The 24,853-nt window shown below is 40.5% G+C and carries 25 protein-coding genes and 4 tRNA genes; 13 read left to right on the plus strand and 16 right to left on the minus strand.

Translation table 11 applies throughout. From position 1 onward, the window contains the following. Positions 1–47 precede the first annotated feature (47 nt). Positions 48–1,112, minus strand: coding sequence for a uroporphyrinogen decarboxylase (gene hemE, locus PTET_RS14990; RefSeq protein WP_013466162.1), 1,065 nt, complete (start codon positions 1,110–1,112; stop codon positions 48–50). 494 nt (positions 1,113–1,606) lie between these two features. On the opposite strand from hemE, the gene PTET_RS14995 reads away from it, so the two are divergent. Next, on the plus strand, positions 1,607–2,077 hold the full coding sequence (locus PTET_RS14995; RefSeq protein WP_013466164.1) for an Rsd/AlgQ family anti-sigma factor: 471 nt from the start codon (positions 1,607–1,609) through the stop codon (positions 2,075–2,077). Between the two features lie 59 nt (positions 2,078–2,136). Here the strand turns inward: PTET_RS14995 and fkpA are convergent, their stop codons facing one another. After that, on the minus strand, positions 2,137–2,889 hold the full coding sequence (fkpA, locus tag PTET_RS15000) for an FKBP-type peptidyl-prolyl cis-trans isomerase (protein ID WP_013466165.1): 753 nt from the start codon (positions 2,887–2,889) through the stop codon (positions 2,137–2,139). A gap of 195 nt (positions 2,890–3,084) precedes the next feature. On the opposite strand from fkpA, the gene PTET_RS15005 reads away from it, so the two are divergent. Together PTET_RS15005 and PTET_RS15010 are read left to right on the plus strand one after the other, a co-directional pair. Further along, the gene (locus PTET_RS15005; protein ID WP_013466166.1) at positions 3,085–4,083 is read left to right on the plus strand and encodes a WD40 repeat domain-containing protein; all 999 of its coding nucleotides are present in this window, start codon (positions 3,085–3,087) and stop codon (positions 4,081–4,083) included. Beyond that, on the plus strand, positions 4,070–4,285 hold the full coding sequence (locus tag PTET_RS15010) for a SlyX family protein (RefSeq protein WP_013466167.1): 216 nt from the start codon (positions 4,070–4,072) through the stop codon (positions 4,283–4,285). Before PTET_RS15005 ends, PTET_RS15010 begins: the two co-directional genes overlap by 14 nt. 11 nt (positions 4,286–4,296) lie before the next feature. Here PTET_RS15010 and PTET_RS15015 read toward each other — a convergent pair whose 3' ends face one another. Continuing rightward, the gene (locus tag PTET_RS15015; RefSeq protein ID WP_008114218.1) at positions 4,297–4,500 is read right to left on the minus strand and encodes a YheV family putative zinc ribbon protein; all 204 of its coding nucleotides are present in this window, start codon (positions 4,498–4,500) and stop codon (positions 4,297–4,299) included. 132 nt (positions 4,501–4,632) lie between these two features. Here PTET_RS15015 and PTET_RS15020 point away from each other — a divergent pair, with 132 nt between their 5' ends. Both PTET_RS15020 and PTET_RS15025 read left to right on the plus strand, forming a co-directional pair. Next, positions 4,633–6,552 (plus strand): ATP-binding cassette domain-containing protein, encoded by a 1,920-nt coding sequence (locus PTET_RS15020; RefSeq protein WP_013466169.1) that lies wholly within the window; start codon positions 4,633–4,635, stop codon positions 6,550–6,552. Beyond that, complete coding sequence (locus PTET_RS15025; protein WP_013466170.1) at positions 6,539–6,955, plus strand: TIGR02444 family protein; 417 nt, start codon at positions 6,539–6,541, stop codon at positions 6,953–6,955. The genes PTET_RS15020 and PTET_RS15025 overlap by 14 nt, the downstream gene beginning before the upstream one ends. A 77-nt stretch (positions 6,956–7,032) precedes the next feature. On the opposite strand, the gene PTET_RS15030 is transcribed toward PTET_RS15025, so the two are convergent. Both PTET_RS15030 and PTET_RS15035 read right to left on the minus strand, forming a co-directional pair. After that, positions 7,033–7,266: a helix-turn-helix transcriptional regulator gene (locus tag PTET_RS15030; protein WP_013466171.1), complete on the minus strand. Its 234-nt coding sequence runs from the start codon at positions 7,264–7,266 to the stop codon at positions 7,033–7,035. Next, positions 7,259–7,759 carry a hypothetical protein gene (locus PTET_RS15035; RefSeq protein ID WP_013466172.1) on the minus strand — a complete coding sequence of 167 codons (501 nt, stop codon included), beginning with the start codon at positions 7,757–7,759 and terminating at the stop codon, positions 7,259–7,261. The genes PTET_RS15030 and PTET_RS15035 overlap by 8 nt, the downstream gene beginning before the upstream one ends. Before the next feature lie 588 nt (positions 7,760–8,347). On the opposite strand from PTET_RS15035, the gene PTET_RS15040 reads away from it, so the two are divergent. The 4 genes from PTET_RS15040 (at position 8,348) to PTET_RS15055 (ending at position 11,919) form a co-directional block, all read left to right on the plus strand. Continuing rightward, positions 8,348–9,340, plus strand: a complete 993-nt coding sequence (locus PTET_RS15040; protein ID WP_013466176.1) for a hydrolase — start codon at positions 8,348–8,350, stop codon at positions 9,338–9,340. Then, the gene (locus PTET_RS15045; RefSeq protein WP_008114225.1) at positions 9,337–9,582 is read left to right on the plus strand and encodes a YheU family protein; all 246 of its coding nucleotides are present in this window, start codon (positions 9,337–9,339) and stop codon (positions 9,580–9,582) included. Before PTET_RS15040 ends, PTET_RS15045 begins: the two co-directional genes overlap by 4 nt. Before the next feature lie 60 nt (positions 9,583–9,642). Then, the gene (locus PTET_RS15050) at positions 9,643–10,833 is read left to right on the plus strand and encodes a dipeptidase (RefSeq protein ID WP_096038834.1); all 1,191 of its coding nucleotides are present in this window, start codon (positions 9,643–9,645) and stop codon (positions 10,831–10,833) included. A gap of 174 nt (positions 10,834–11,007) precedes the next feature. Then, a complete protein-coding gene (locus PTET_RS15055; protein WP_036957063.1) occupies positions 11,008–11,919 on the plus strand; it encodes a hypothetical protein in 912 nt (303 codons plus the stop codon). Between the two features lie 158 nt (positions 11,920–12,077). Here PTET_RS15055 and PTET_RS19070 read toward each other — a convergent pair whose 3' ends face one another. From PTET_RS19070 to murB, 9 genes are all read right to left on the minus strand, one after another. Then, complete coding sequence (locus PTET_RS19070) at positions 12,078–12,218, minus strand: hypothetical protein (RefSeq protein WP_164907914.1); 141 nt, start codon at positions 12,216–12,218, stop codon at positions 12,078–12,080. Positions 12,219–12,538: 320 nt separating this feature from the next. Beyond that, entirely contained in the window at positions 12,539–13,723 is a 1,185-nt protein-coding gene (tuf, locus tag PTET_RS15060) for an elongation factor Tu (protein WP_013463851.1), read from the minus strand. 135 nt (positions 13,724–13,858) lie between these two features. Further along, positions 13,859–13,934: transfer RNA gene (locus PTET_RS15065), tRNA-Thr, on the minus strand. Between the two features lie 10 nt (positions 13,935–13,944). Further along, a tRNA-Gly gene (locus tag PTET_RS15070) sits at positions 13,945–14,019 on the minus strand. A 46-nt stretch (positions 14,020–14,065) separates the two neighbouring features. Further along, a tRNA-Tyr gene (locus tag PTET_RS15075) sits at positions 14,066–14,150 on the minus strand. Between the two features lie 39 nt (positions 14,151–14,189). Next, positions 14,190–14,265: transfer RNA gene (locus PTET_RS15080), tRNA-Thr, on the minus strand. Between the two features lie 126 nt (positions 14,266–14,391). Beyond that, positions 14,392–15,090, minus strand: coding sequence for a type III pantothenate kinase (locus tag PTET_RS15085; RefSeq protein WP_024602234.1), 699 nt, complete (start codon positions 15,088–15,090; stop codon positions 14,392–14,394). Further along, complete coding sequence (birA, locus tag PTET_RS15090; RefSeq protein ID WP_024602235.1) at positions 15,087–16,079, minus strand: bifunctional biotin--[acetyl-CoA-carboxylase] ligase/biotin operon repressor BirA; 993 nt, start codon at positions 16,077–16,079, stop codon at positions 15,087–15,089. Before birA ends, PTET_RS15085 begins: the two co-directional genes overlap by 4 nt. Then, the gene (murB, locus tag PTET_RS15095; protein ID WP_096038835.1) at positions 16,076–17,086 is read right to left on the minus strand and encodes a UDP-N-acetylmuramate dehydrogenase; all 1,011 of its coding nucleotides are present in this window, start codon (positions 17,084–17,086) and stop codon (positions 16,076–16,078) included. The genes birA and murB overlap by 4 nt, the downstream gene beginning before the upstream one ends. Positions 17,087–17,228: 142 nt before the next feature. On the opposite strand from murB, the gene PTET_RS15100 reads away from it, so the two are divergent. After that, positions 17,229–19,070, plus strand: a complete 1,842-nt coding sequence (locus PTET_RS15100; RefSeq protein ID WP_096038836.1) for a M1 family metallopeptidase — start codon at positions 17,229–17,231, stop codon at positions 19,068–19,070. A gap of 57 nt (positions 19,071–19,127) precedes the next feature. Here the strand turns inward: PTET_RS15100 and PTET_RS15105 are convergent, their stop codons facing one another. Next, positions 19,128–19,730, minus strand: coding sequence for a DUF2057 domain-containing protein (locus PTET_RS15105; RefSeq protein ID WP_013466184.1), 603 nt, complete (start codon positions 19,728–19,730; stop codon positions 19,128–19,130). Between the two features lie 92 nt (positions 19,731–19,822). On the opposite strand from PTET_RS15105, the gene PTET_RS15110 reads away from it, so the two are divergent. The 3 genes from PTET_RS15110 (at position 19,823) to PTET_RS15120 (ending at position 23,301) form a co-directional block, all read left to right on the plus strand. After that, positions 19,823–20,194 (plus strand): histidine triad nucleotide-binding protein, encoded by a 372-nt coding sequence (locus PTET_RS15110; RefSeq protein ID WP_013466185.1) that lies wholly within the window; start codon positions 19,823–19,825, stop codon positions 20,192–20,194. A gap of 213 nt (positions 20,195–20,407) precedes the next feature. Continuing rightward, a complete protein-coding gene (locus PTET_RS15115; protein WP_008108518.1) occupies positions 20,408–21,064 on the plus strand; it encodes a helix-turn-helix transcriptional regulator in 657 nt (218 codons plus the stop codon). A gap of 80 nt (positions 21,065–21,144) precedes the next feature. Continuing rightward, entirely contained in the window at positions 21,145–23,301 is a 2,157-nt protein-coding gene (locus tag PTET_RS15120; protein ID WP_013466186.1) for a response regulator, read from the plus strand. A 117-nt stretch (positions 23,302–23,418) separates the two neighbouring features. Here PTET_RS15120 and PTET_RS15125 read toward each other — a convergent pair whose 3' ends face one another. Further along, complete coding sequence (locus PTET_RS15125; protein WP_090495071.1) at positions 23,419–24,843, minus strand: mannose-1-phosphate guanylyltransferase/mannose-6-phosphate isomerase; 1,425 nt, start codon at positions 24,841–24,843, stop codon at positions 23,419–23,421. Between the last annotated feature and the right edge of the window lie 10 nt (positions 24,844–24,853).

The following is a 24,853-nucleotide window of genomic DNA, read 5'->3' on the forward strand; positions in this document are numbered from 1 at the left end:
CGCTTGAATCAAGCGGGCTTTTTTAATAACTCATCGTTATTTAGAAACTATTTATGATATTGCGCACTTAATTCATGCACGGCGTTAATGAATACACCGGCATTTTCTGGGTCAACATCTGGTGTAATACCGTGGCCTAAATTAAATACATGGCCATTGCCAGTACCAAAGTCTTCTAAAATAGTACCAACCTCTTGGCGAATACGATCAGGCGTACCATGAAGCATTGATGGGTCCATATTACCTTGCAGTGCAACTTTATCGCCAACACGACGTTTAGCATCACCAATGTTAATAGTCCAATCTAAACCTACTGCGTCACAGCCCGTTGCGGCAATCGCTTCAATCCACTGACCACCATTTTTGGTAAATAAAGTAACCGGTACTTTACGGCCATCGTATTCACGAATTAAGCCATCAACAATTTTATGCATGTATTGCAATGAAAACTCATTGTAATCACGCGGGCTTAGTACACCGCCCCATGAGTCAAATACCATTAGCGATTGCGCACCCGCTTTAACTTGCGCGTTTAAGTAATCTATCACCGAATCAGCTAGTTTATCGAGTAATAAATGCAGTGTTTGCGGCTCAGCAAACGCCATTTTTTTGATTTTACCAAATACTTTACTGCTACCACCTTCAACCATGTAAGTTGCAAGTGTCCAAGGCGAACCAGAAAAACCAATTAATGGCACTTCGCCTTTAAGTTCACGACGAATAGTGCTCACTGCGTTCATTACATAGCCAAGCTCATCGGTAGGATCAAGTTTAGGAATTTTTTTAACATCAGCTAGTGACGAAATTGGGCGTTCAAACTTAGGGCCTTCGCCTGTTTCGAAGTACAAGCCTAATCCCATTGCATCGGGAATAGTTAAAATATCACTAAACAAAATAGCTGCATCTAATGGGTAACGGCGCAAAGGCTGTAATGTTACTTCACAGGCTAACTCAGCATTTCTACACAGGCTCATAAAATCGCCCGCTTGTGCACGTGTAGCACGGTATTCAGGTAAATAACGTCCTGCTTGACGCATCATCCATACCGGCGTGACATCAACAGGTTGCTTGGCAAGGGCACGTAAATAACGGTCGTTTTTTAATTCGCTCATAGCGTATAGAGTCCTAGGGCTTTTAGAAATTGTGCAAGATTGTACCACCATATTCACGCCCCCTCTATCGCTAAGCGATTAAATCGCTACAGAGTAGCGCTAGATCAAGTAATTTTTAATTTTCATGTTACTTTGTACATAAAACAACCAAACAAACGTTAATAATAAAAACTTTTCATTAAACTATTTGCAACATCTAAAAAAGCTTGATATTGTATCTCCCGCGTTAACAAAACAATAACAAAAATTGTTAATATAAAAATAATAAAAATAAGAATGCTTGTTTAAACAAGTCTAATAAAGAAATTAAACCACCGTAATAGGTGGTTTTTTCTTGCCTGGAATAAATTACTTACAACTTATACCCTTAAACAAAATTCCCTCTGGTATTACATCTATTTTACTTGTTGATATACACGCCAATTAAATATATCTTGGATAACATAAGTTTTATTTTTAATTTAAAAAATCCAACCCAGCTTAGGAGAAGAATTATGCTGAAGCGTGTAGAAAAAGCTCAACAAAAGTGGGGGGGTAGCCATACGGTCATCGATAATTGGTTAAACGAACGCCAAGAGTTGATTGTGCTTTACTGTAAAATTGCAGGCTTTTCACCTTATGAGAAAAAAGATCAGTCTTTGCCTGAACCATCACAAATTCAGGCATTTTGCCAAATTTTAATGGATTATTTATCTGCCGGCCACTTTGAAGTGTACGACGATATTGCTAAAGCCTGCGAAAAGAAAGGCCTAGAAAGCCAGCAACTCGCTAATACGATATACCCACGTATTTCAGATACCACTGACATCGCTCTGGATTTCAACGATAAGTACGCTGAGGTAGACGCTGAAGATTTACTAGAAGGCTTTGATAACGATCTTTCAGTAATGGGTGAAGCACTCGAAGCGCGCTTTGCACTTGAAGATGAGCTGATTGATAACTTATTTTCTAATCACACTGACTAATTAGTTATTCAACGTAATAAAAAAGGGACCTAAGGTCCCTTTTTTATTATCTATAACGCTTATTCTGCAGCGGCAGCTGCTGCATCATTTTGAATTTCTAATAATTCAACTTCAAAAATGAGTGTTGAATTAGCAGGAATTTTACCTAAGTCACGATCGCCGTAAGCAAGGTCTGAAGGAATAGTAAATTTGTACTTAGACCCTACAGGCATAAGTTGTAAACCTTCAGTCCAACCAGGAATTACACGGTTTAGTGGGAACGTTGTCGGCTCGTTACGTGAGTAAGAGCTATCGAACTCAGTACCGTCTAACAATGTGCCTTTATAATGTACTTTAACCACATCAGTTGCTACTGGTTTTGCGCCTTCGCCTTCGCTCATTACTTCGTACTGTAAACCAGACTCAGTAACCATCACGCCTTCTTTTTTAGCGTTATCAGCTAGGTATTTTTCACCTTCAGCTTTGCTTTTTTCAGACTCTACTTTTGCTTTTTCTTCTTGTTTAGTACGCACTGATTCGTCTAATGCTGTTAGTACTTCACGAATTTTCTCTTCGTCAATTTTTGCATTACCCGCAAGTGCATCTTCAAAGCCTCGCATTAATAAAGCTTGGTCTAATTCAATACCAATTTCTTTTTTATCCGCTAGGTCTTTATTTAAAAAGTTACCCACAGATGCACCAATACCGTACGCTTGTTGCTGTGCTACAGTATCTAGCTTAACGTCTGCTTGCTCTTTTTTTGCTTCTTGATTACAAGCTGTAAGCGCTAAAACTGACGCTGCAATCAATGACAATTTAATCGTCTTTCTCATTTTAAATCTCCGACACACTTTGCAGTTGCCATTTATTGTAATATTACTAGTTAAAGATTAACGGCCTACATGGTAGGCTGCTTGTTTAATAGCTAAACTAAAAACATATCCAGTGATTAGACAAACAACCTAGGCGTTTAACGAGACCTAGTCTAACCTCTCAGTCACTAAGAGTTAAGAGGAAATACCTGTAATATGTCGTTATTTCGTACTTTTTTAGTCGCCACTTGCTGTTTATTAACAATTGCATGTAGTGATGAAAAACAACAAGCAGTGGCCAGTTTTGAGCACACTGCACAGGGCGCCTTTTCATCTGCGTTATCGCACGATGGTCAATACAGCTTAGTGTCTTCTATCCATCATGGGGTCGCCCTTTGGGATAATCAACAGCAAGCGCTTAAATACCAATGGTTTCAACAGCAGGCTGAAGATAGCTTAGTTTATGCCGTAGCCATTGCTTTTGATAATAGCGTGGCTGTTACCGCCGAAAAAACCACCTTTGCGGTCTGGGATATTGCCACCGGCAAAAATAAAGGCTTTTATAAAATACAAAAAGCCAGCATTCGCGATATTGCCATTAGCAACCAAGGCCAAAGTGTTGTTTACGGGCGCAGCGATGGCGTTGTGGTATTTATAAACCTTAACACAGGTAGGCGCATTGAATTTTTAGGCCATCAAGAAAAAGTAAATACCGTTGACCTATCACCCAACGGGCGCTATGCACTAAGCGGCTCTAACGATTATGTTGCCTACTTATGGGATACTCAAAGTGGGCAAGTAGTTCATCGCTTTAATCACCCAACCCGAGTAACGCAGGTCGCTTTAGATCCTCAAGGGCGCTATGCTTTTACCGCCGACAGTATGGCACAAGCAAATGTATGGAAGCTGACTACAGGTGACCTTGTTAGTAAACTAAAGTATATTGCGCGTCAGAAAATTTTTACCGCAGTGCGCTTTAACGATCAAGGCACTTTATTAGCAACCGGTTCACCCAATAAACGGGTTGATTTATGGCAGCTAACCAGCGGTGAAAAAATTCAAACATGGCAAGTCACTCCGCGAGAAGGCAGTAAGCCCAAATCGGCAGTGGTACTTGATGTGGCATTTACAGATAACGGTAAATCATTGTTAACTGAAAGCTCGAGCGGAATCGCTGAGCGCTTTATTATACGAGAACCAAATGAACACAATTGAACATCGGCTAATGGAACTTGAGGCTAAAGTGGCTTTTCAAGACGAAACAATTGAAATTTTGAATGATGAAATAAAAGTTCACCAGCAACAGTTGGCAAAAATAAAGCGCCAAACCGAATTGCTGGCTGAAAAACTTAAAGAGTCACAAGCATCGCAACCTATGATGTCGAATATGCCGGAGCCTCCGCCACCGCATTACTAAACTGTTTAGGTTTAGTCGCCTGGATTAAACACGCCAATGATCTGTTCAAATTGGCGTGTTGATGCCTGCACAGCCTGCTCTGGTTGAGCCATTTTATGACCACACTGCATACATTCAACTTTTTCTACGTCATGCTCTTTGTAGAGCATTAACATATCCATGGTTTTACACTCAGGACACGTTGCTCCAGCAATAAATCGTTTTTTATGTTTCACTTCGTTTTTCCTACCATTTTAACTGACGTTATTTTATCGCAATATTTGCCTACTTGATACGATTGATATAGCTAATAAGATCCGTGTTATAATGGCTGCAATTCAATCAAGGCACAGTAAAGTAACGTATTTATGATCCAAATCTCAGAAATAGAACTGCTTCGCGGTGGCAAAGCTTTATTAAAAAATGCATCGGCTACATTATTTCCAGAGCACAAAGTAGGCCTTGTTGGTGCTAATGGCTGTGGTAAGTCAACGCTATTTAGTTTATTAAAGTCTGAGCTTTCATTAGATGGCGGTAATTGCAGTATTCCTAAAGATTGGTCACTGGCCTCAGTAAAACAAGAAACCCCCGCCCTTGAAATAAGCGCTATAGATTACGTACTGCAAGGCCACCCTGAATATTATGCGCTACGAATTGCTTTGCGTGAAGCTGAGCAAACCAATGATGGCGACACTCAAGCTAAAGTGCATATTCAGCTAGAAAATATTAAAGGCTATAGCATAGAAGCCAAGGCAGGAGAGCTATTACATGGTTTAGGGTTTGCTAATAACCAAATAGAAAATCCGGTAAGTGCATTTTCGGGTGGTTGGCGTATGCGTTTAAACTTAGCCCAAGCGCTTATTCGCGATGCCGACTTACTGTTACTGGATGAGCCTACAAACCACCTTGATTTAGATGCTGTGTATTGGCTTGAGCGTTTTTTACGTGCATACACTGGTACACTGGTACTGATATCTCATGATCGAGAGTTTTTAGATGCGGTGGTTGATCAAATTTGGCATATAGATAAACAACTTATCAATGTATATAAAGGCAATTACTCGCAGTTTGAACGCCAAAAAGCTGAGCGTTTATTACAGCAGCAAGCCATGTTTGAAAAACAACAAGATCAAATTGCCCACTTAGAGCAATTTATTACTCGTTTTAAAGCTAAAGCCAGTAAAGCCAAACAGGCACAAAGCCGCGTTAAAGCGCTAGAACGCATGGAAAAACTTGCCCCTGCACATGCTGACTCGCCATTTGATTTTGAATTTGCCGAGCCAACCGCTCTGCCTAACCCGCTAATGACGCTCGACAAAGCAAAAGCTGGTTATGGCGATGTGACCATTTTAAACAGTATTAAGCTGAACTTAGTGCCAGGCAGCCGTATTGCACTACTTGGTAGAAATGGCGCAGGTAAATCAACACTTATTAAGCTGCTCTCTGGTGACTTACAACCTCAAGCAGGTGAAGTGTTTCAGCATCAGGGGTTAAACATTGGCTACTTTGCGCAGCATCAATTGGAATCACTTGATTTAAAAGCCAGTGCCGTCACTCACCTGCAACGTTTAAACCCTAAAGCCAGCGAACAATCACTGCGTGACTTTTTAGGCGGCTTTGCCTTTGTAGGCGATAAAGCACTCGACCCTGTTGCCCCTTTTTCAGGCGGCGAAAAAGCGCGCTTAGTGCTAGCTATGTTAGTCTATCAAAAGCCAAACTTACTGTTACTCGATGAGCCAACCAACCACCTTGATTTAGAAATGCGCCACGCATTGGTTATGGCATTACAAGGCTTTGAAGGCGCTATGGTCACGGTATCGCATGATCGCCACATGCTTAAAAACACCGCTGATGAATTTTACTTAGTTGATAACGGCGAAGTTACTCAGTTTGGTTACGACCTAGACGCGTATTATCAGTGGCTGCTTAATGCTAATAAAGAAGCCGCTAAAAGCGACACCGATGACGAGCCAAAAGCCCACTCACAAGTAAACCGAAAAGAGCAAAAGCGCTTAGAGGCCGAGTTTAGAAAAGCGATTCAACCGCTTAAAAAGCAAATTGAAAAGCTTGAAAAACAATTGGATAAATTTGCTGCAGAATTAGCTGACGTTGAAGAGGCGCTCGGCGATAACACACTTTATAACGATGAAAATAAAGCTAAGCTCAAAGAGCTAATTACCAAGCAAGCCACACTTACGCCTAAGCTTAATAATGTTGAAGAAGAGTTATTAATGGCCCTTGAAGAGATGGAACAAAAAGAACAGGCATTCGCCGATGAACTTGCTTAACAGCAACGATTTTTGGCAGTTTGCATGTCAGCTTTATAGCGAAGATGGCATGCAAGCGCGCCTGTTAGATTACCAAAACCTGCAAGGTAAAAACGTCAACCTATGCTTGTTGCTGTATTACTTAGATTCTCTCAATCTAGCTATTAACCAAACACAGCTGAGCAAGCTTGAACAATCTATTAGTGAATTTGAGCAGCAGGTATTAAAGCCTCTACGTACTACCCGCGCCTATTTAAAAACAATTCAAACCGAGATTACCGATTACGCCGCAATTCGAAAAGCACTTCTCGGCGCCGAGTTGAAGTTAGAAAAGCAGCAACAAATAATATTGATTGATGTAGTTAATAGTATGGATTTAACAGCCTGTTCAACGCCCAATAACAGCGATAAATATTTGGCATGATTTTTCACCATTATTTTCATCATATCACTTATATTATGAATATTAGCTCGTAATATACGTGGTTACTTTGGTTTGTTTTATAAACCAAGCTGCATATCTTTGGCTTTGTATTGAAACACCTCTTCTAATGGCAAGTTAAAAACTATAGAAATTTTAAAAGCCACTTCTAGAGAGGGTGAATATTTATTTGCCTCAATTGCCATTACCGTTTGCCGAGTTACACCAATAGCATCTGCTAATTGCTTTTGCGTCATTTCATCGCGTAAAAAGCGTAATGTTCGAATAGAGTTAGTTATTACATACTCACTCATAAATATTACCCGTTCTACCTTTATAAAGCTGCGCTATATAGTTGACTATTTCGGCAATCAAAAAAGCACCTACCATGACGTGCATTGGTAAGTATGGAATATTATATTCAATGGCTGGGCCCCAGTTATTAGCTTCAATTTGATACTGAACAATAGCAACACAAATTCCCGTCTGTAATATTATGGCCTTATATTTATAACCCACTAAATTTATTTGCTTTTCTCTCACATCAGGTGGCTGATTTAATTCATTATCACTGATAAATGAAAGTAATAAATAGCTCAATACTATAAGTATCACAGAATAAATTAACACCTGTAGCAATAAACCAGATAACCAAGAAACAGAACTAAGCTGCTGCGTACTCGCATTCATTAGGCTGTTTACATAAAAGTAAGATATGTACACGCTTACTAGTAAATCGATACTCAGCGTCAGTTCTCTAAAACTTATGCTTTGTAAAAATTCTTTAAAGTGCTCTGAACGAGTCATATAAAGCTAACCCCAAGTAAAATATTTTTGACTTTAAAACTATAAGTTCACTCTTTAGCCATGTCAAATATATTTAACACTAGGTTTATTTTATTTAACCTAAAACAAAGCAACGGTTATTCAAAGCTGAACTTTGCTGACCATCTTTATTATAAAAGTGATTAAAAAATCGCAGATAATTTACTAAAAAGTGCAAAATCGACTTAACTTTATTGATCAAAATCAACATCTGCATTGCCCATTTTATAATCTTTTAAATAGCTTGATCTGGATCATATCAAGCCCTGCCAAGCCAGCCTATGATTAACCCATAGACATCAGGAGGCCATTATGGACGTATTCTTTAGAGATTTTTTTAGCGACCCAGTACTATTTTTATCATTTGGATTTTTAGGCGTCGTTATTAGTTTATGCCTCTTCTTTGTGTATTTTTTCATGAAAAAAGTACACGATGCAGATATTAAAGAACAGCATTAAGCACGACGCACAAAGCGCCTTATTAGTTTACTGATTAGGCGCTTTTTATTTTTAAATATAAAAAATTTGCTACACTAGCGCTTCGTTTATTGCAAAGTGCGTAGTACAGACATGATCCCTAAGTTCAAACCCGCATGGTGGATGACCAACCGACACGTTCAAACCATAATGCCGCGTTTTTTTCGCCCTTTTCACCATACTCGCTACGAACTTGCGCAACTTGATACACCCGATGGTGACTTTATTGAGCTTGCTTGGTCACTCCCGCATAACGAAACGGCGCCGCTCGCAGTGGTACTTCATGGACTTGAAGGCAACATAAATAGTTTTTATGCCAAAGGCATGATGAAAGCATTAAAAAAGCAAGGGTTTGCAGTGGTGCTAATGCACTTTAGAAACTGCTCAACCGAAGTCAATCGCCTGCCAAGAGCCTACCATAGTGGCGACACTGCCGATTTAGCTTTTTTTATAAACCATTTAAAACAGCAATTTCCAAAGCGCCCGATTGTGGCGGTTGGCTTTTCATTGGGTGGTAATGTGCTGGCTAAATACTTAGGGGAAGAACACATTCACTGCCCGCTTAGTGCAGCCGCCGTGATATCTGCGCCCTATGATTTGTCATCATCTAGTGATGTTATTCGTAAAAGCTTAGGTAAAATTTACCAAAAATATTTGCTCGATCGGATGAAAAAGTCGATGCAACGCAAACTACCACAAATTAAACAGCAAATACCGATCACCACCGATCAGTTAATGGAAATTGACGATTTATTAGAGTTCGATAACCAGCTTACAGCACCGCTACATGGCTTTGAAAATGCGCACGACTACTACAAAAAAGCCAGTGCCATGCCGTATTTAAAAGATATTGCGACACCCACACTAATTATTCATGCCAAAGACGACCCTATGCTGTCGATTAAAGCAGTTCCAAGTAGTCAGAATGTGAGTGAGCATGTTACGCTGCGTATCTCAGAGAAGGGCGGCCACGTAGGTTTTATTAGCGGTAACAACCCATTTAAACCCGTGTTTTGGTTAGAGCAAGTGGTGCCTGATTATTTTAAGCAATGTGTATTTAATAACACCGATAAAGAGTGGCTATGATTATTCCTTTTGAACAACTTGATAAAGACACACTGTACAACCTAATTGAAAGCTACGTTTTGCGCGAAGGCACTGACTATGGCGAACAAGAGTTCAGTATTGAAAGTAAAGTAGCGCAAGTAAATCAGCAATTAAAAAGCGGCGAAGCTATGGTATTTTTCTCTGAGCTACATGAGTCGGTCACCATAATTTCTAAAAGTGAATTCAAAGCACTACAAAGTGAAGCGCAATTCGACGAGTAAACTTGTCAGACACGGCGTAAAAATAGACAATGGCTTTTTTAACTTAAAGAGCCATTATAAATGATAAAACTAAGCTCAATAGTTATTGCAATGTCGATTGCATTAACAGGTGCAGTACACGCAGAAATTAATCCCTCGGATAAAGCAATTAAGCTTGCACACGATACCATTTTAATCGATACCCACATTGATGTACCTTACCGTATTCACGCAAAATGGGCTGATGTAACTAAAGCTACTGATGGCGGCGATTTTGATTACCCTCGTGCAGTAAAAGGCGGTTTAAACGCGCCATTTATGTCGATTTATATTCCTGCTCATTTAGAGTTTGAAGGCAAAGGCAAAAGCTTTCAATTAGCGAATCAATTGATTGATGGTATGGAAGCAATTGCACAACGTGCACCTGACAAGTTTGCCATTGCCAGCTCAACAAGCGATATCGAAGCACAATTTAAGCAAGGTAAAATGTCGATTGCTATGGGCATGGAAAACGGCTCACCCATTGAAGGCGATTTAAACAACCTACAGCATTTTTTTGACCGTGGTGTGCGCTATATCACCCTTGCTCACTCGCAAAGCAACCATATTTCTGACTCATCATACGATATTCGTCGCAAGTGGAAAGGCCTAAGCCCATTTGGTAAAGAACTAGTAAAAGAGATGAATAATATCGGCATGCTGATTGATGTGTCTCATATCTCGGACGATGCGTTTTATCAAGTGATGGAACTGTCTAACACCCCTGTGATTGCATCACACTCATCACTACGTAAATACACACCAGGTTTTGAGCGTAATATGAATGACGACATGTTATTAGCTCTTAAAAAGAACGGTGGTGTTATTCAAATTAACTTTGGTTCAAGCTTTGTTACTGCTAAAGCAGGTACGTGGGGCAAACAGTTAAAAAGTAAAAAAGAAGCGGTAAAAAAAGATGGTACTAAGTTAAGTAAAGATTTTGATGCGATGTACCGCGCTAAAAACCCTTACCCATTTGCAAGCTTAGAGCAAGTGCTTGATCATATTGATCACGTTGTGAAGTTAATTGGTATCGAGCATGTTGGTATTGGCTCTGATTACGACGGCGTAGGTGACTCACTGCCTATCGGTTTAAAAGATGTGTCTAGCTACCCCAATCTAGTTCAAGGTTTAATGGACAGAGACTACAGCGATAGCGATATTAAAAAGATTTTAAGCTGCAATACGCTAAGAGTGTGGAAGCAAGCTGAGCAATACGCAAAATCTCATTAAGCTTTACGCGCTAGGCTTAGGTCTAGCGCTTATAGCCACTTTAAACACCGTATTTCGCCACTCACGCCCCGCATTCTTAATTAACCCGTATATTTAACCCTCATTTAACACACTTTTTAACAGACTTATATTTCGAAAACAGATAAATTACCCATTTTAGAGGCTGATTATTTTATGACTATAAACAAAGGAACTATTGCGATTGCTATAGCAACACTTGCCTTGGTAATTTCATGCTACGGAACATTTTTTAAAGATCAGGCCAGTTCGCTTAATAAACCCAACCAGCAACAGCTAAGCTCCACAGTTTCTATTAGTACTCCTGCAGAATACCAGCAATCAAATGAAGCCCTAATTGACGAACTAAGCAAGAAAGTAAGTTCGCTACAACGCAAAATAGCAAACTTAAAACTGCACGCTAATGACTCTTATCAAGAACAAGATACCGACGAATTTAAGGAGCTTGTTCTTGACGTACTAGAGGAAAAACAGCAGCAAGAAGATGAAAAACGACGTGAGCAAAATCCTCTTTATAGCTTTTATGCAGATTTACCAGAAGACTATGATTTAAGGATCAAATCAGAACCTGATTATGCTAAACAAATAAACTCTCAATTAAGAGAGCAAACTTTAGATCCAAGCATCTCTGATTTAAATAGGTTAGCTGCACTGAGCCAACTGCAAATGAATATGTATATTCTAAATAAATCTACTATGCCTGAGTATGACTATGAAGTAGTGGGTAACATTTTAAATTTAGCGAACAACAGTAGTGACGAAAAGTTTAAAATTCAAGCTGTTGAGTTATCAACTCAAACACCGGTACTTGATTACCGCCTTGCAGAGCAGTTTACAAACTTGTTAGAGCAAGACTCGAATGATTATATCCGTCGCTTAGCTGCACAAGGGTTGATGGCGCAATACTACCAAGCTCAAAATAAACAAGGTGGTTATACGAAGCAAATGGCGCAACATCTACTTTCAGTTTATGACAATACCTCTGACAATGCAGTCAGGGCAACGCTTGACGAAATGATGGGTAACCAAGATATGCTTGATGAATTACGTAAGAATGCTGGTTACTAACTAATTAAGTCCATACTCCTACTTTGTTACAGCGATAACATTAATAATTACATTTTACCTCAGGCATAAAAAAACCGAGACTGAGCTCGGGTTTTATTAATGCTTAATGCATTACAACTAATGATTACTCTACGATAGTTGCTACAAAGCACCGATGCCTAAGTAAGTGCGCCACCTTCATGCTTTATCCTCTGAGTTCGATAAAACTCAACCCATGCTACGATGATCAAATTAATACCGCTTTGCTCTGCCTGAAGCCTCGCACCTAATACCTGAAACCTGTATTTTTCTTGAGACATTAAAAAGCCCGACGCTAAGCTCGGTTTTTTTCGTATTAATTAGCTAGGCTAATTATTACTCGTTGAACGTTGCGACAAAGCACCTACCCCTAAGGTAAGAGCGCCACCTTCACATGAAGTAAATTGCAGACATTAAAAAACCCGAGGCTAAGCTCGGGTTTTTTCGTATTAATTAGCTAGGCTAATTATTACTCGTTGAACGTTGCTACAAAGCACCTACGCCTAAGGTAACTGCGCCACCTTCACATGATGTAAATCGCAGCCATTAAAAAAGGCCACCTAAGTGACCTTTTTCTAACAATTAACTTAAACGTTAATTATTACTCTACGATAGTTGCTACAACACCAGCACCTACAGTACGGCCACCTTCACGGATAGCGAAACGAAGACCTTCGTCCATCGCGATTGGCGCGATTAGCGTTACAGTCATCTTAACGTTATCACCAGGCATTACCATTTCTACGCCTTCTGGTAACTGTACGTCACCTGTTACGTCAGTTGTACGGAAGTAGAACTGTGGACGGTAACCTTTGAAGAATGGAGTATGACGACCACCTTCATCTTTCGAAAGTACGTATACTTCTGAAGTGAATGTAGTGTGTGGCTTGATTGAACCAGGCTTAGCTAGTACTTGACCACGTTCAACGTCTTCACGCTTAGTACCACGTAAAAGTGCACCAATGTTCTCACCAGCACGACCTTCGTCAAGAAGCTTACGGAACATCTCAACACCAGTACAAGTAGACTTAGTCGTCTCTTTGATACCAACGATTTCAACTTCGTCGTTCACGTTGATGATACCAGCTTCAACACGGCCAGTTACAACAGTACCACGACCTTGGATTGAGAAAACGTCTTCGATAGGCATGATGAATGGCTTATCGATGTCACGCTCTGGCTCTGGAATGTAAGTATCTAGTGCTTCTGCAAGCTCTACGATTTTAGCTTCCCATTGCTCTTCGCCTTCAAGTGCTTTAAGTGCAGAACCTTGAATTAGTGGTAAGTCATCACCTGGGAAGTCGTATTCAGAAAGAAGTTCACGAACTTCCATTTCTACTAGCTCAAGTAGCTCTTCATCATCAACCATGTCACATTTGTTCATGAATACAACGATGTAAGGAACGCCAACTTGGCGAGAAAGTAGGATGTGCTCACGAGTTTGTGGCATAGGACCGTCAGTCGCAGCAACTACTAAGATAGCGCCGTCCATTTGAGCAGCACCAGTGATCATGTTTTTAACATAATCGGCGTGACCAGGACAATCTACGTGTGCGTAGTGACGAGTAGGCGTATCGTACTCAACGTGTGAAGTTGAGATTGTGATACCACGCTCGCGCTCTTCTGGAGCGTTATCGATTGATGCGAAATCTTTAGCAACACCGCCGTATACTTTTGCAAGTACGTTAGTGATTGCTGCAGTTAGTGTAGTTTTACCGTGGTCAACGTGGCCGATTGTACCAACGTTTACGTGCGGTTTTACGCGTTCAAACTTTTCTTTTGCCATGACGGAACCTATCAGTTTTGTGTATCTAGATTACATATGAAAATAATCCACCATAGGTAGATTAAGTTAATTTTTTCAAATTTCAAATAGTTTTTTCTGACAGATAAAGGAAGTGTTTAAGGCGATTCGATTGACTGGTGCTGATAGGCAGATTTGAACTGCCGACCTCACCCTTACCAAGGGTGCGCTCTACCAACTGAGCTATATCAGCATCATCAAATTGGAGCGGGCAGCGGGAATCGAACCCGCATCATCAGCTTGGAAGGCTGAGGTAATAGCCATTATACGATGCCCGCTTTAAGGAACCTGTTCTTAAACTACCTCTAACCGTCTAGAATAAAGTGGTGGAGGGAGCTGGATTCGAACCAGCGAAGGCTGAGCCGTCAGATTTACAGTCTGATCCCTTTGGCCGCTCGGGAACCCCTCCACGATAATTCTTTACTAAGCACTTCCGGTAAAAGGAAAGTGGTGCCGACTAACCGAGTCGAACGGTTGACCTACTGATTACAAGTCAGTTGCTCTACCAGCTGAGCTAAGTCGGCACTGCTTTAGTACGGGGCGAGATTCTAGAGTAAGGTTTATTGGGATGCAACCAAAAAATTAAAAAAAATGTGATTTAATGCTTCAAATGCTCACTATTCGCGCAAAAAGCTGTTTTTTTGTTGTTTTTAACTCTTTTTAGCTAACTCATACCAGTAATTTAAGCCTTTCATTACTAGCATTGGGTCGAAAATACTCTGTGAAAAATGCCCTTGTAACAGCTGACCATAACCACCCGCAAAAATTAAGAGGCTATTTTTTGTCTTTAAATGCAATCTTGCTTGCTCAATGGCACCCATAGTTGCCACTAAGGCTCCGTTTTTTAACCCATTAGGGGTGTTTTTTCCAAGCTCATTAGCAAATGGCGTGTTTGCATCATCAAATACCCGCTGAGTATTTTGAGTGAGTGATGAGGTCATTAAATCAAGCCCAGGTAATATCCAGCCTCCTAGATGCTGCCCATCATTATTGAGAACGTCTATAGTAGTAGCCGTGCCAGCATCAACAACAATAGCAGCCGTATTAGGGTAAAGCGTATAACCGCTAATAAGCGCCAACCATCTATCTATACCCAAATTACCTACTTGCTGATACGCGCAGCGCAACCCACCAAGCTCACTACTAACCGTAGCCTCAAAACAATCAATATTATGCGTTTTGGCTTGCGCTAATAATTGTTTAAGTAACTCGCTACGACCAACACAAGCGTAAATAACAACCGTAATTTGCTGCCATGAAATATTATTAATATCACATGGCTGTATTTGCCCGTTTTCCCACAATACGGCTTTGAGTGAAGTATTACCTACATCAATTAACAATCTCATGCTTGCGCCTTTCTTAATGAAATCTCGCCGCCATAATAACTTTTTACTTCGCCGTCTTGGCGAATACGTACACCACCGTGCGCATCTATACCTTCACAAATGCCACGCCAACTACGATGCCCAGTATTAAGCTCTACCTGCTCGCCTGCAAACGCATTTAATGCATTCCATTGTTGATACATAGTTTGTAAGCCGTTCTCGCGATATTGCGCTAAGCGCTGCTCTAACCAATAAGTTAATGAAGCTACTAATTGATTTTTATCTAGCTGCTGGGTGTGCTGACTTAAATCTGTCCATGCTTGGTCAATGTGCTGACTTGCACTTTGTGGCATATTTAAATTAATACCAATTCCTATCACCAACTGACAGGGCCCTTGTGGTTGCCCGTCTAATTCAACTAATACGCCAGCGAGCTTTTGTTTGTTTATGTAAATGTCGTTTGGCCACTTTAACTCTACATCAATACCATAAAGTGCTTTTATCGCATCATACACCGCTAAACCAACCGCAATCGATACACCCATAGCGGCTTGTAAACCATCATCTAATCGCCAAAAATAGCTGTAGTATAAGTTGGCACCAAATGGCGATTGCCATACACGCCCTCGACGCCCCCGACCTGCTTGCTGCATTTCGGCAACGATTACCGTGCCCGACTGAAGTGGTGTTTTAGCCTGAATGCGGCGCATTAGTTCGCTGTTGGTTGAATCAATGAGCGGCTGCACTTCAATATTAGCGGTATTTTGCCCTAACTCAGCATAAAGCTGTTGTATTTTTTCCTGATTAAGTAATCCTACTTGGTTATTTAAGCAATAGCCTTTACCTGTAACTTTAAATACATCTAAGCCCATAGCTTGTAGGCTTTGAATGTGTTTACTAACAGCGGCACGACTAATTCCTAATTCCTCTCCTAAAGCTTGCCCAGAGACAAACCCGCCTTTATTAAGCGCATTTAAAATAGCCAGCTTGTTTCCATCAGGTGCTTTCATGCTGATTGCTCCAAAGAGATATGGCATTCATTGTGTTGATCAATTAACCGCACTTCGTGTTCTAAGTTTATGTTATAGCGCGCTAAAACAGTGTTTTGAATATGGGTGATCATGCTGATCAAATCATCCCCTGTACTGTGACCATGGTTAACGAGCACCAAAGCTTGCTGCTGATGCACTTCAATACCGGCAATCTTATATCCCTTTAATCCCGCTTGCTCTATTAACCACCCCGCTGCAACTTTATGATGACCGGCTCCGTGTGGGTAATGAGGTAACTCAGGAAACTGCGCAAGTAACGGCACTAACGCAGCATTCGTAATAATGGGGTTTTTAAAAAAACTCCCAGCATTAGCTAGTTTATAAGGGTCTGGGAGTTTGCTATTGCGTGTTTGTATCACCTGCTCACATACTTGCTGTGGCGTCGGGTTTTTTAGTTGTTGTAGCGGTCCATAACTGAGTACTGGTTGCCATATTTTTGGCAGTTTAAAGTGCACTTGGGTGATCACCGCTTTATTTTTTAACGCGTGTTTAAAAACCGATTCACGATAAGCAAAGTGGCATTGCTGATTAGTTAAAGATTTGAAGCAGTTGCTATTAATATCAAAATAGTCAACAGCTTCTATAAATTGTGCTATTTCTAAACCGTAGGCACCAATATTTTGCACTGGCGCAGCACCGACTGTGCCAGGTATGAGTGCTAAATTTTCAAACCCTGCTATGCTTTGCTCAAGCAAGTAAGTCACTAATTGATGCCAATTTTCACCGGCAGCCGCACTGACTAAAAAATCATTTTCCCGTTCAGTAATATTAATTCCTTGGGTCGCCATTTTAATAACCGTGCCAGCATAATCATTTAAAAAAATGGTATTACTGCCCTCCCCTAACAGACAAAAAGGCGCGTTAAAGCTCTGAGTTTGAAGCTGCGCTGAGTCGGTGATCTCAATAAAATTTTGGCATTGGCTACTTAATGCAAATGTATGTAGGGGTTGTAATGAGTGCGCCACAAGGGTCCTAAAGGTACCAGTAATTAATCGCTCTAGTTTAACTCATCGTCGCAAATTGCGCATCAGCTTGTAAAAATTGTTCAACCCACTGTGGCAATCATGTTATAAAACGGGTACTTTTTTATTTGTACTCAAGGTAATTATGAAAATCAAACCTCTTTTTTTAAGCCTCGCTATGGCCGGTATGTGCTCGCAAGTAATGGCTAGCGCTATTGATCAAAATTCCTACGCCAACCTTGATGATGTTATCACCACGCATTTAAACCTTGATTTAGACATCGACTTTGCCGACAAGCAATTAGAAGGTTTTGTTGAGCATACGCTACAATGGCAAAACGCGAAAAGCACAAAGCTAGTACTTGATACCCGCGATCTTGATATTGATAAAGTGATGTATCAAACAGCCAATGGCAATTGGCATAAAGCCAGTTTTAACCTTGCTAATCGCGACGATGTTAAAGGCTCAAAACTAACCATTACATTTAAAAGCCAAGCTGAAAAAGTCCGTATTTACTACAACAGTCGCCCAGAAGCGTCGGGCTTACAGTGGTTAACGCCAGAGCAAACAGCCAGTAAAACGCACCCGTTTATGTATAGTCAATCGCAAGCGATACATGCACGTAGTTGGATCCCTGTGCAAGATACCCCAGCAATGCGTGTGACTTATTCTGCACGTATTCATACCCCTGAAGATGTGCGTGCGGTAATGAGTGCCGATAATAAAGATGCCCTTTATAAAGACGGTGATTACCACTTCAATATGCCACAAGCAATTTCGCCTTACCTAATTGCGATTGGTGCTGGTAACTTAGAATTTAAAGCGATGTCTAAACAAACCGGTATTTTTGCTGAACCGACTATTTTGGATGCCTCAGTTGCTGAGTTTAATGACACCCAAGCGATGATCGACAAAACCAATGCGATGTATGGTGAATATGCTTGGGGTCGCTATGACTTACTTATGCTACCGCCTAGCTTCCCATTTGGTGGCATGGAAAACCCGCGTCTATCATTTATTACCCCAACCGTTGTTGCTGGCGATAAAAGCCTAGTTAACCTGATTGCACATGAGCTTGCTCACTCTTGGTCTGGTAACTTAGTAACCAATGCCACATGGGAAGACTTATGGTTAAACGAAGGATTTACCTCTTACGTTGAAAACCGCATTATGGAAGAAGTATTTGGTCGCGACCGTGCAGTAATGGAGCAAGCGCTTGATGCTGCTGGTCTGCGTGCGCAACTTAAAACCATTGATGCACCAGACACTCGCCTTAATTTAAAACTTAATGGCCGCGATCCGGATGATGCGTTTAGCTCAGTGCCTTACACAAAGGGTCAGCTATTTTTAATCTACCTAGAAGAAAAATATGGCCGTGATAAGTTTGATGACTTTGTTAAAACTTACTTTAATGAATTTGCGTTTAAATCGCTAACCACTGCGCAATTTGTGACTTACATCAAAGCTAACTTAATTGAAAAGTACCCTGGTGTAGTGAGCATGGATAAAGTGAACGAGTGGATTTTTGAGCCAGGTTTACCAAGTGATGCACCTAACCCTACCTCTGATGCGTTCGATAAAGTAGATGCTGCAACACAAGCATGGTTAAAGGGGGATACAACTGCCGCACAATTACCTACTGCAAATTGGACAGTGCATGAGTGGCTGCACTTTTTAAATAACCTACCGCGCGATTTAAGCATTGAAAAAATGACTGAATTAGACGGCGAGTTTAACTTAACCCAATCAACTAACGCAGAACGCGCATTTGCATGGTACATGCTAGCAGTGGGTAACGGTTACCAACCGATTTACCCTGCGCTTGATAAACACTTATCGGGTATTGGTCGTCGTAAGCTAATAGTGCCACTTTACAAAGCACTTATTACACATGGTAAAAAAGGCTGGGCACAAAGCGTGTACTTAAAAGCACGTCCGGGTTATCACCCACTTGCACAAGGTACCATTGACGCGTTATTTGAATAAATAATAGCGTTACCAATAAACTAAAAAGGGCCAATTTGGCCCTTTTTTAATGCTTAATTATTTTGTTACTTTATCTAAAAAAGCCTGCCTTTCAGCGAGCGTTGCTTGTTGCCACCAAAAGTCGAGCATATTTGCCGCACTTGGCATGCCTTTTCCATTAATTGGCGTAATCGGTTTAATGGGACGACTCGGTTTTTGCGGGCCCGCTGGGGTTGCTGTTGTTTGCTGGTTAAACTGTGCGCTTTGAACTTGTCGTTCGGCAATAATATTTAATGGCTTAGCTAAGGTGCTGCCTTTTGCTTTTAAACTCACTTGCGGTGCCTCAGCAAATACTTTTGCCGCTACCGCATTTTCAGCACGATTAAATACTAAGGTGTAATCTTTACCCGCTTCAATGGTTACATTCACCCAAAAAGGTTCTGACTCAATCACTTCATGATCGTCATAACCTAAGTCATATAAATCTGTGTATTTAAGTTTTAGCTGATAAGTACCCGGTGCTAATTCAACATCATCAACACGACTAAAAAGCGAACTTTCAATTATTCGTTCACCCACTTGCAAAGGAACAAATTCCTCAGGAAAGTGAATATTTTCTGCCAAACTCGATGCACTCACTAAGAGCGCCGCTACACTGCCTAATAATATTGATTTACGCATAATTACTCCTTTAGTTGATTTCAGTTTGACACTGCTAGCAAAATTTGTCATTAGTGACACATATATTAATCAAATAAATTAGAGTCATCATTATGAGCCAAGAGACTATTTTTACTAAAATTATTAATCGCGAAATTCCAGCAGATATTATTTACGAAGACGATGACACGCTAGCGTTTAAAGACATTAATCCTCAAGCGCCATTTCATGTATTAATTATTCCCAAGCAACCAATTGCCACTATAAATGATATAAATAATGAAAACTCACATTTAGTTGGTAATTTATACACGGTCGCCGCAAAACTGGCCAAGCAACACAACTTTAGCGATGACGGCTACCGCGTTGTGATGAACTGTAATGAACATGGTGGCCAAACTGTGTATCACATACATTTACATATGCTCGCAGGTAAAGAAATGGGCTGGCCTCCATACCAAGAAACTAAAAAAACGGCGCTATAGTGCTTAGTTAAATCTTAGATTAGTTTAAAAAAATCAAAAATACGGCGTTTTTCTTACTACACGAAAAAAAACAATTACTTATTTGCAACATTTTATGTTTAAATAATCGGAAATCGCACCTTTTCTCCAGTGAAATAATGATTTTCTAATACAAAAGGTGTGTAGGGATTGTGGTAAAATTAATTAGCCAGCTTTATAAAAGAGTAAAAAAACATGAGCAGTTCAGCCTTTTTGTTGTTAGATGAAGAACCAATTAACACTATTGGTATTAACGTTTTAGAGCCATTGTTAAAAACGCAAGGCCTTGACGTAACTACGGGTACAAATATTTTAGATGTTCCGGTAGGTACTCGCTTATTGTTCATTGAAACATCAAGTAAAGACGCATGGACAAAGCTAAAAGAGCAACTCGTTAATTTACGCATCAAGTGCGATATTGTGTTGTTCAATTTAGATGAAAACCCAGAGCTTGCTAATCGCGCATTACTTAGCGGTATTCGTGGTGTATTTTACACCACAGATAATGCCGATGTACTCATGAAAGGGATTCGTTTATTACTCGAAGATCAGCTTTGGTATCGTCGTGACATTATGTGTAATGCGCTTAACCGCATGCTGCAATTTAATAAAGATGCCCTGCATAAGCTAACTGATGGTGATATTGAACCAATAAAGCTAACGAAGCGTGAAAAAGCAATTATCTCGTTAATGAGTAATGGTTCTAAAAATAAAGAAATTGCTGAAGAGTTAAGTATTAGCCCGCATACGGTTAAAACTCATTTATACAGTGCATTTAGAAAAACTAAATGTCGTAACCGTATTGAATTACTTTCTTGGGCACAACAAAACATTCCTGACGAAATTCGTTAACGTTTGTTTGAATAAATACCATACAGGCACTTTAAGTGCCTGTTTTTATATCTTCTTTAAAAAACGCTGTTGGGGTCTTAATGCTCGACTCATTTACGCTTTATTTTGCCAGTATCGCCGTTATGACAGTGATGACGCTACTGAACTTTTTAACCTGGCGTACCAATAAGCATGTTCCCGGCACGTTACTTTATATTTTCTATCCTTTACTGCTATTAGCTGCCATTGTTAGTTTTGCGCTAATAGGCAAAATTCCTGATCAGATTGCCATTACCCTTGCTAATAACATGATGTTTTTAGCCTCTATTGTGCATTGTTTGTCACTGAGTCAATTTTTAAATTATCATGGTCGTGGCCTTAAGTTTGTTTGCCTATTTACAGCGCTCAGCGCTTTGCTGCTTGTTTATTTCACATTTTTACAGCCCTCAATGCGCTCACGGGTATATATTTCTGATTTGCAGCATATTGTAGAGGCCACTTTTTTATTATTTATATTTATAAAATATGCGCGAAAACCCTACCCTAACGCCAGTATTGTTTACATAATTATTTTAACTTTAGTTGCAGCAAGTTTTATTACCCGAAGCCTATTTATGGATGACATTGCACAACAGGATGCCATTTTAAATTCATGGTTTAACTCACTGTTATTTTTAAATAGTGTTATTGCCCCCATGTTCTATGCTGCAGGTATGGCGTTGTTATGTAATGAGCGCAGGGAATTACGACTTAATAAACTCACCGAAAAAGCTCATAAAGATTTAGAAATTCGCGGACTGTTTTTATCCACCATCAGCCATGAAATACGCACACCACTAAACGGCATATTAGGCAGTGCACAACTAGTATTAAACCAAACCAGCGACAGCCGTAACAAAGCCTATTGTGAGGCAATTATCAACTCAGCAGAGTCACTCAACTTACTGGTAGATAAAGTGCTGGAATATGCAAGCTTAGATCAGCACGACGAAGCCCTGTACGAAGAAGACATAGAGTTTAAAACGTGGCTGCAAAACTTATGTTTGCTGTTAAGCCCTCTGGCCGAACAAAAACAACTTAAATTTGAGCTCGCCTGTAATATCCCCGACAAAGCCTGTTACTACTGCGACCAACAAAAACTCAGACAAATTATTATTAACCTTGTCGGTAATGCGATTAAATTTACCGATACGGGGATGGTAAAAGTACAAATAGATTTAATTAATGAAACCCAGCTAGATCATACCCTTAAAGTAAGCGTACTCGATTCAGGTCCAGGCATTGAAAAAGATGAAATTGATTATTTAACTGAGCCCTACATTCAAAGCAGTGCCGGTAAAGAAAAAGGCGGAACAGGCCTAGGACTAGCTATAACCAGTCGTCTTCTCGATAAAATTAATAGCCAGCTAGAAATTACCAGTGAGCTGGGAGTAGGCAGTGTCTTTAGCTTTAACATGACGTTAGCCATTGGTGAGCTTAGTCTCGTAGAGCAACGCCATCAAAGTAAGGATTATTTAACTGGGCTTGATGTGTTACTTGTTGAAGATTTAGATCTGAACCAAAAAATTGCCGTTGAATTTATGGCTGACGACGAGCATAAAATTAAGCTCGCTAAAGATGGCAAAAGTGCGATTGAGTTAATGAAAAAATACCACTTTGATGTGGTGCTACTTGATATGAACTTACCCGATTTAACAGGGCAACAGGTACTAAAAACTCTCAAACGGGTGGAGCATAAAAATCAGCGAACGCCGGTGCTGGCCTTTACTGCCAGTTTGAGCCCTGATGAAATAAAAGAATACTTAGCACTGGGTATTAAAGACATTGTTGGCAAGCCATTAAAGCAAGAGAAACTACGCCAAGCATTGAGTGATTCACAGTCAACACAAACAGCTAATATTGCCGTCGAGCTGATTGATACGTTATACGATGAAACCGCAACAGACACCCTGACAAGCTCTTTTAGTATTGATGAAGTGTCTTCTATCTATAATGAATTTATTCTTTCTGCTCGTAATAAGCTGAGCCGTTGCCAAGCTTTATTAGAGCAAGACACCGAGCAATGCATTAAGTTATTACATCGCCAAGCTAGCACCGCTATGCAACTTGGTTTTAATAGCTATGGACTAGCTCTAAAAAAAATTGAGCGACGCTTACTAGATAAAAAACCATTAAATAACTCGTTAAATGAAGCCAGCACACTGTGGCAACACAGTTTAGAGGCGTATTTAAAGTATGTACGGCAAGGACTAGGGTAAAAACGGGCTACGGGCTACGGGCTACGGGCTACGGGCTACGGGCTACGGGCTACGGGCTACGGGCTACCAAGTTTTACTGCAGTGACAAATAATCAAGCATTTTCACTATTTATACTGTTATTTTCTGCCGTATATATCGTCAAATCGCTCTATATCGCTTTCATCTAAAATGGCACCCGTTTGCACTTCAATAACAACTAAGGGCTCGGGCTGATTATTCGCTAAACTGTGCAGCTGTTTTGCAGCAATATAACAAGACTGGTCATGGGTCAGCGTTAAGCTTTGCTGGTCAATACATATATCTGCAGTGCCCGACACCACAACCCAATGCTCAGCGCGATGCTGATGACGCTGCGTTGAGAGCCTAGCCCCACTATTAACGGTTATTTTTTTTACTTTAAAACCGATACTTTCTACCAGCGTACGATAATTTCCCCAAGGGCGGTAAACCACCTGATGGTGTGTCAGTTTGTTATTATGTGTTGTTGTCAATTGCTTGAGTAATAACGGGAGGGCATCAAGCGCATTTTGATCAGCAATTAAAGTGGCGTCGTGGGTATGAATAACCGCTAAATCGCTTACCCCTAACGTCGCTATTGTGTGTCCATCTTCGCTAATAACTAAGTTGTTACTACTGTTTTGGGCGATATGTTCTTGGTGTGGGCTATTACCCTGTGGATCTTTTTTACTCAACGCTGCGAGTGCAGAAAAACTACCCACATCGCTCCAATTTAATGCAACGGGCATTACCACCACATTATTACTACGCTCTAAAATAGCATAATCAATCGAGTCACTTGGGCAAGATTCAAGTGCATGAGTATTTGCTCTTGTAAACGCTAAGTCTTGTTTAAAATCAGTGGCACTAGCAACACTTTTAGCTATTTTTGGCGCAAAGCGTTCCAGCTCTTTTAGATATGCAGCGGGAGTAAATAAAAACATTCCACTGTTCCAACTATAACCGCCCTCAGTTAAATAGGTTGATGCAGTTGCTAAATCAGGTTTTTCTTTAAACTGGTCTACCTCAAAGCAAGCAGTACCTATAATTGCTGTGCCCTGTTTGATATAGCCATAACCGGTATGCGGCTCTGTTGGCGTAATTGAAAATGTAACTAATTTACCTTGCTCAGCCAGTGTCACCGCATCAGATAACTGAGCAGTTAATGGCGTAAAATCTTCAATATAATGATCGGCAGGCATCACCAACAAAGGACCTGTAATATTATTTTTTAATGCATAGTGCGCGGCAAGGGCAATGGCTGGTGCGGTATTTTTGCCTTCTGGCTCAAGTACTATGGCATGGGGCTTTGCAAATGCTGCCTGCTGCGCGGCAATAAATCGATGCTGCTCATTACAGACCAAAATAGCGGGATTAAAGTCCTCAGTTGCAACACGCACTAACGTGCTTTGCAATAACGACTGCTGGTTTTTATTATCAAGCAAAGATAAAAACTGCTTTGGCATTGCTTGGCGCGACAGCGGCCAAAGCCGTGTGCCAATGCCGCCAGCTAAAATTACCGGTGTAATAAGGGTTGTATTCATAAAGCCGCCA

The organism is Pseudoalteromonas tetraodonis (genome assembly GCF_002310835.1).
Lineage (GTDB): Bacteria > Pseudomonadota > Gammaproteobacteria > Enterobacterales > Alteromonadaceae > Pseudoalteromonas > Pseudoalteromonas tetraodonis.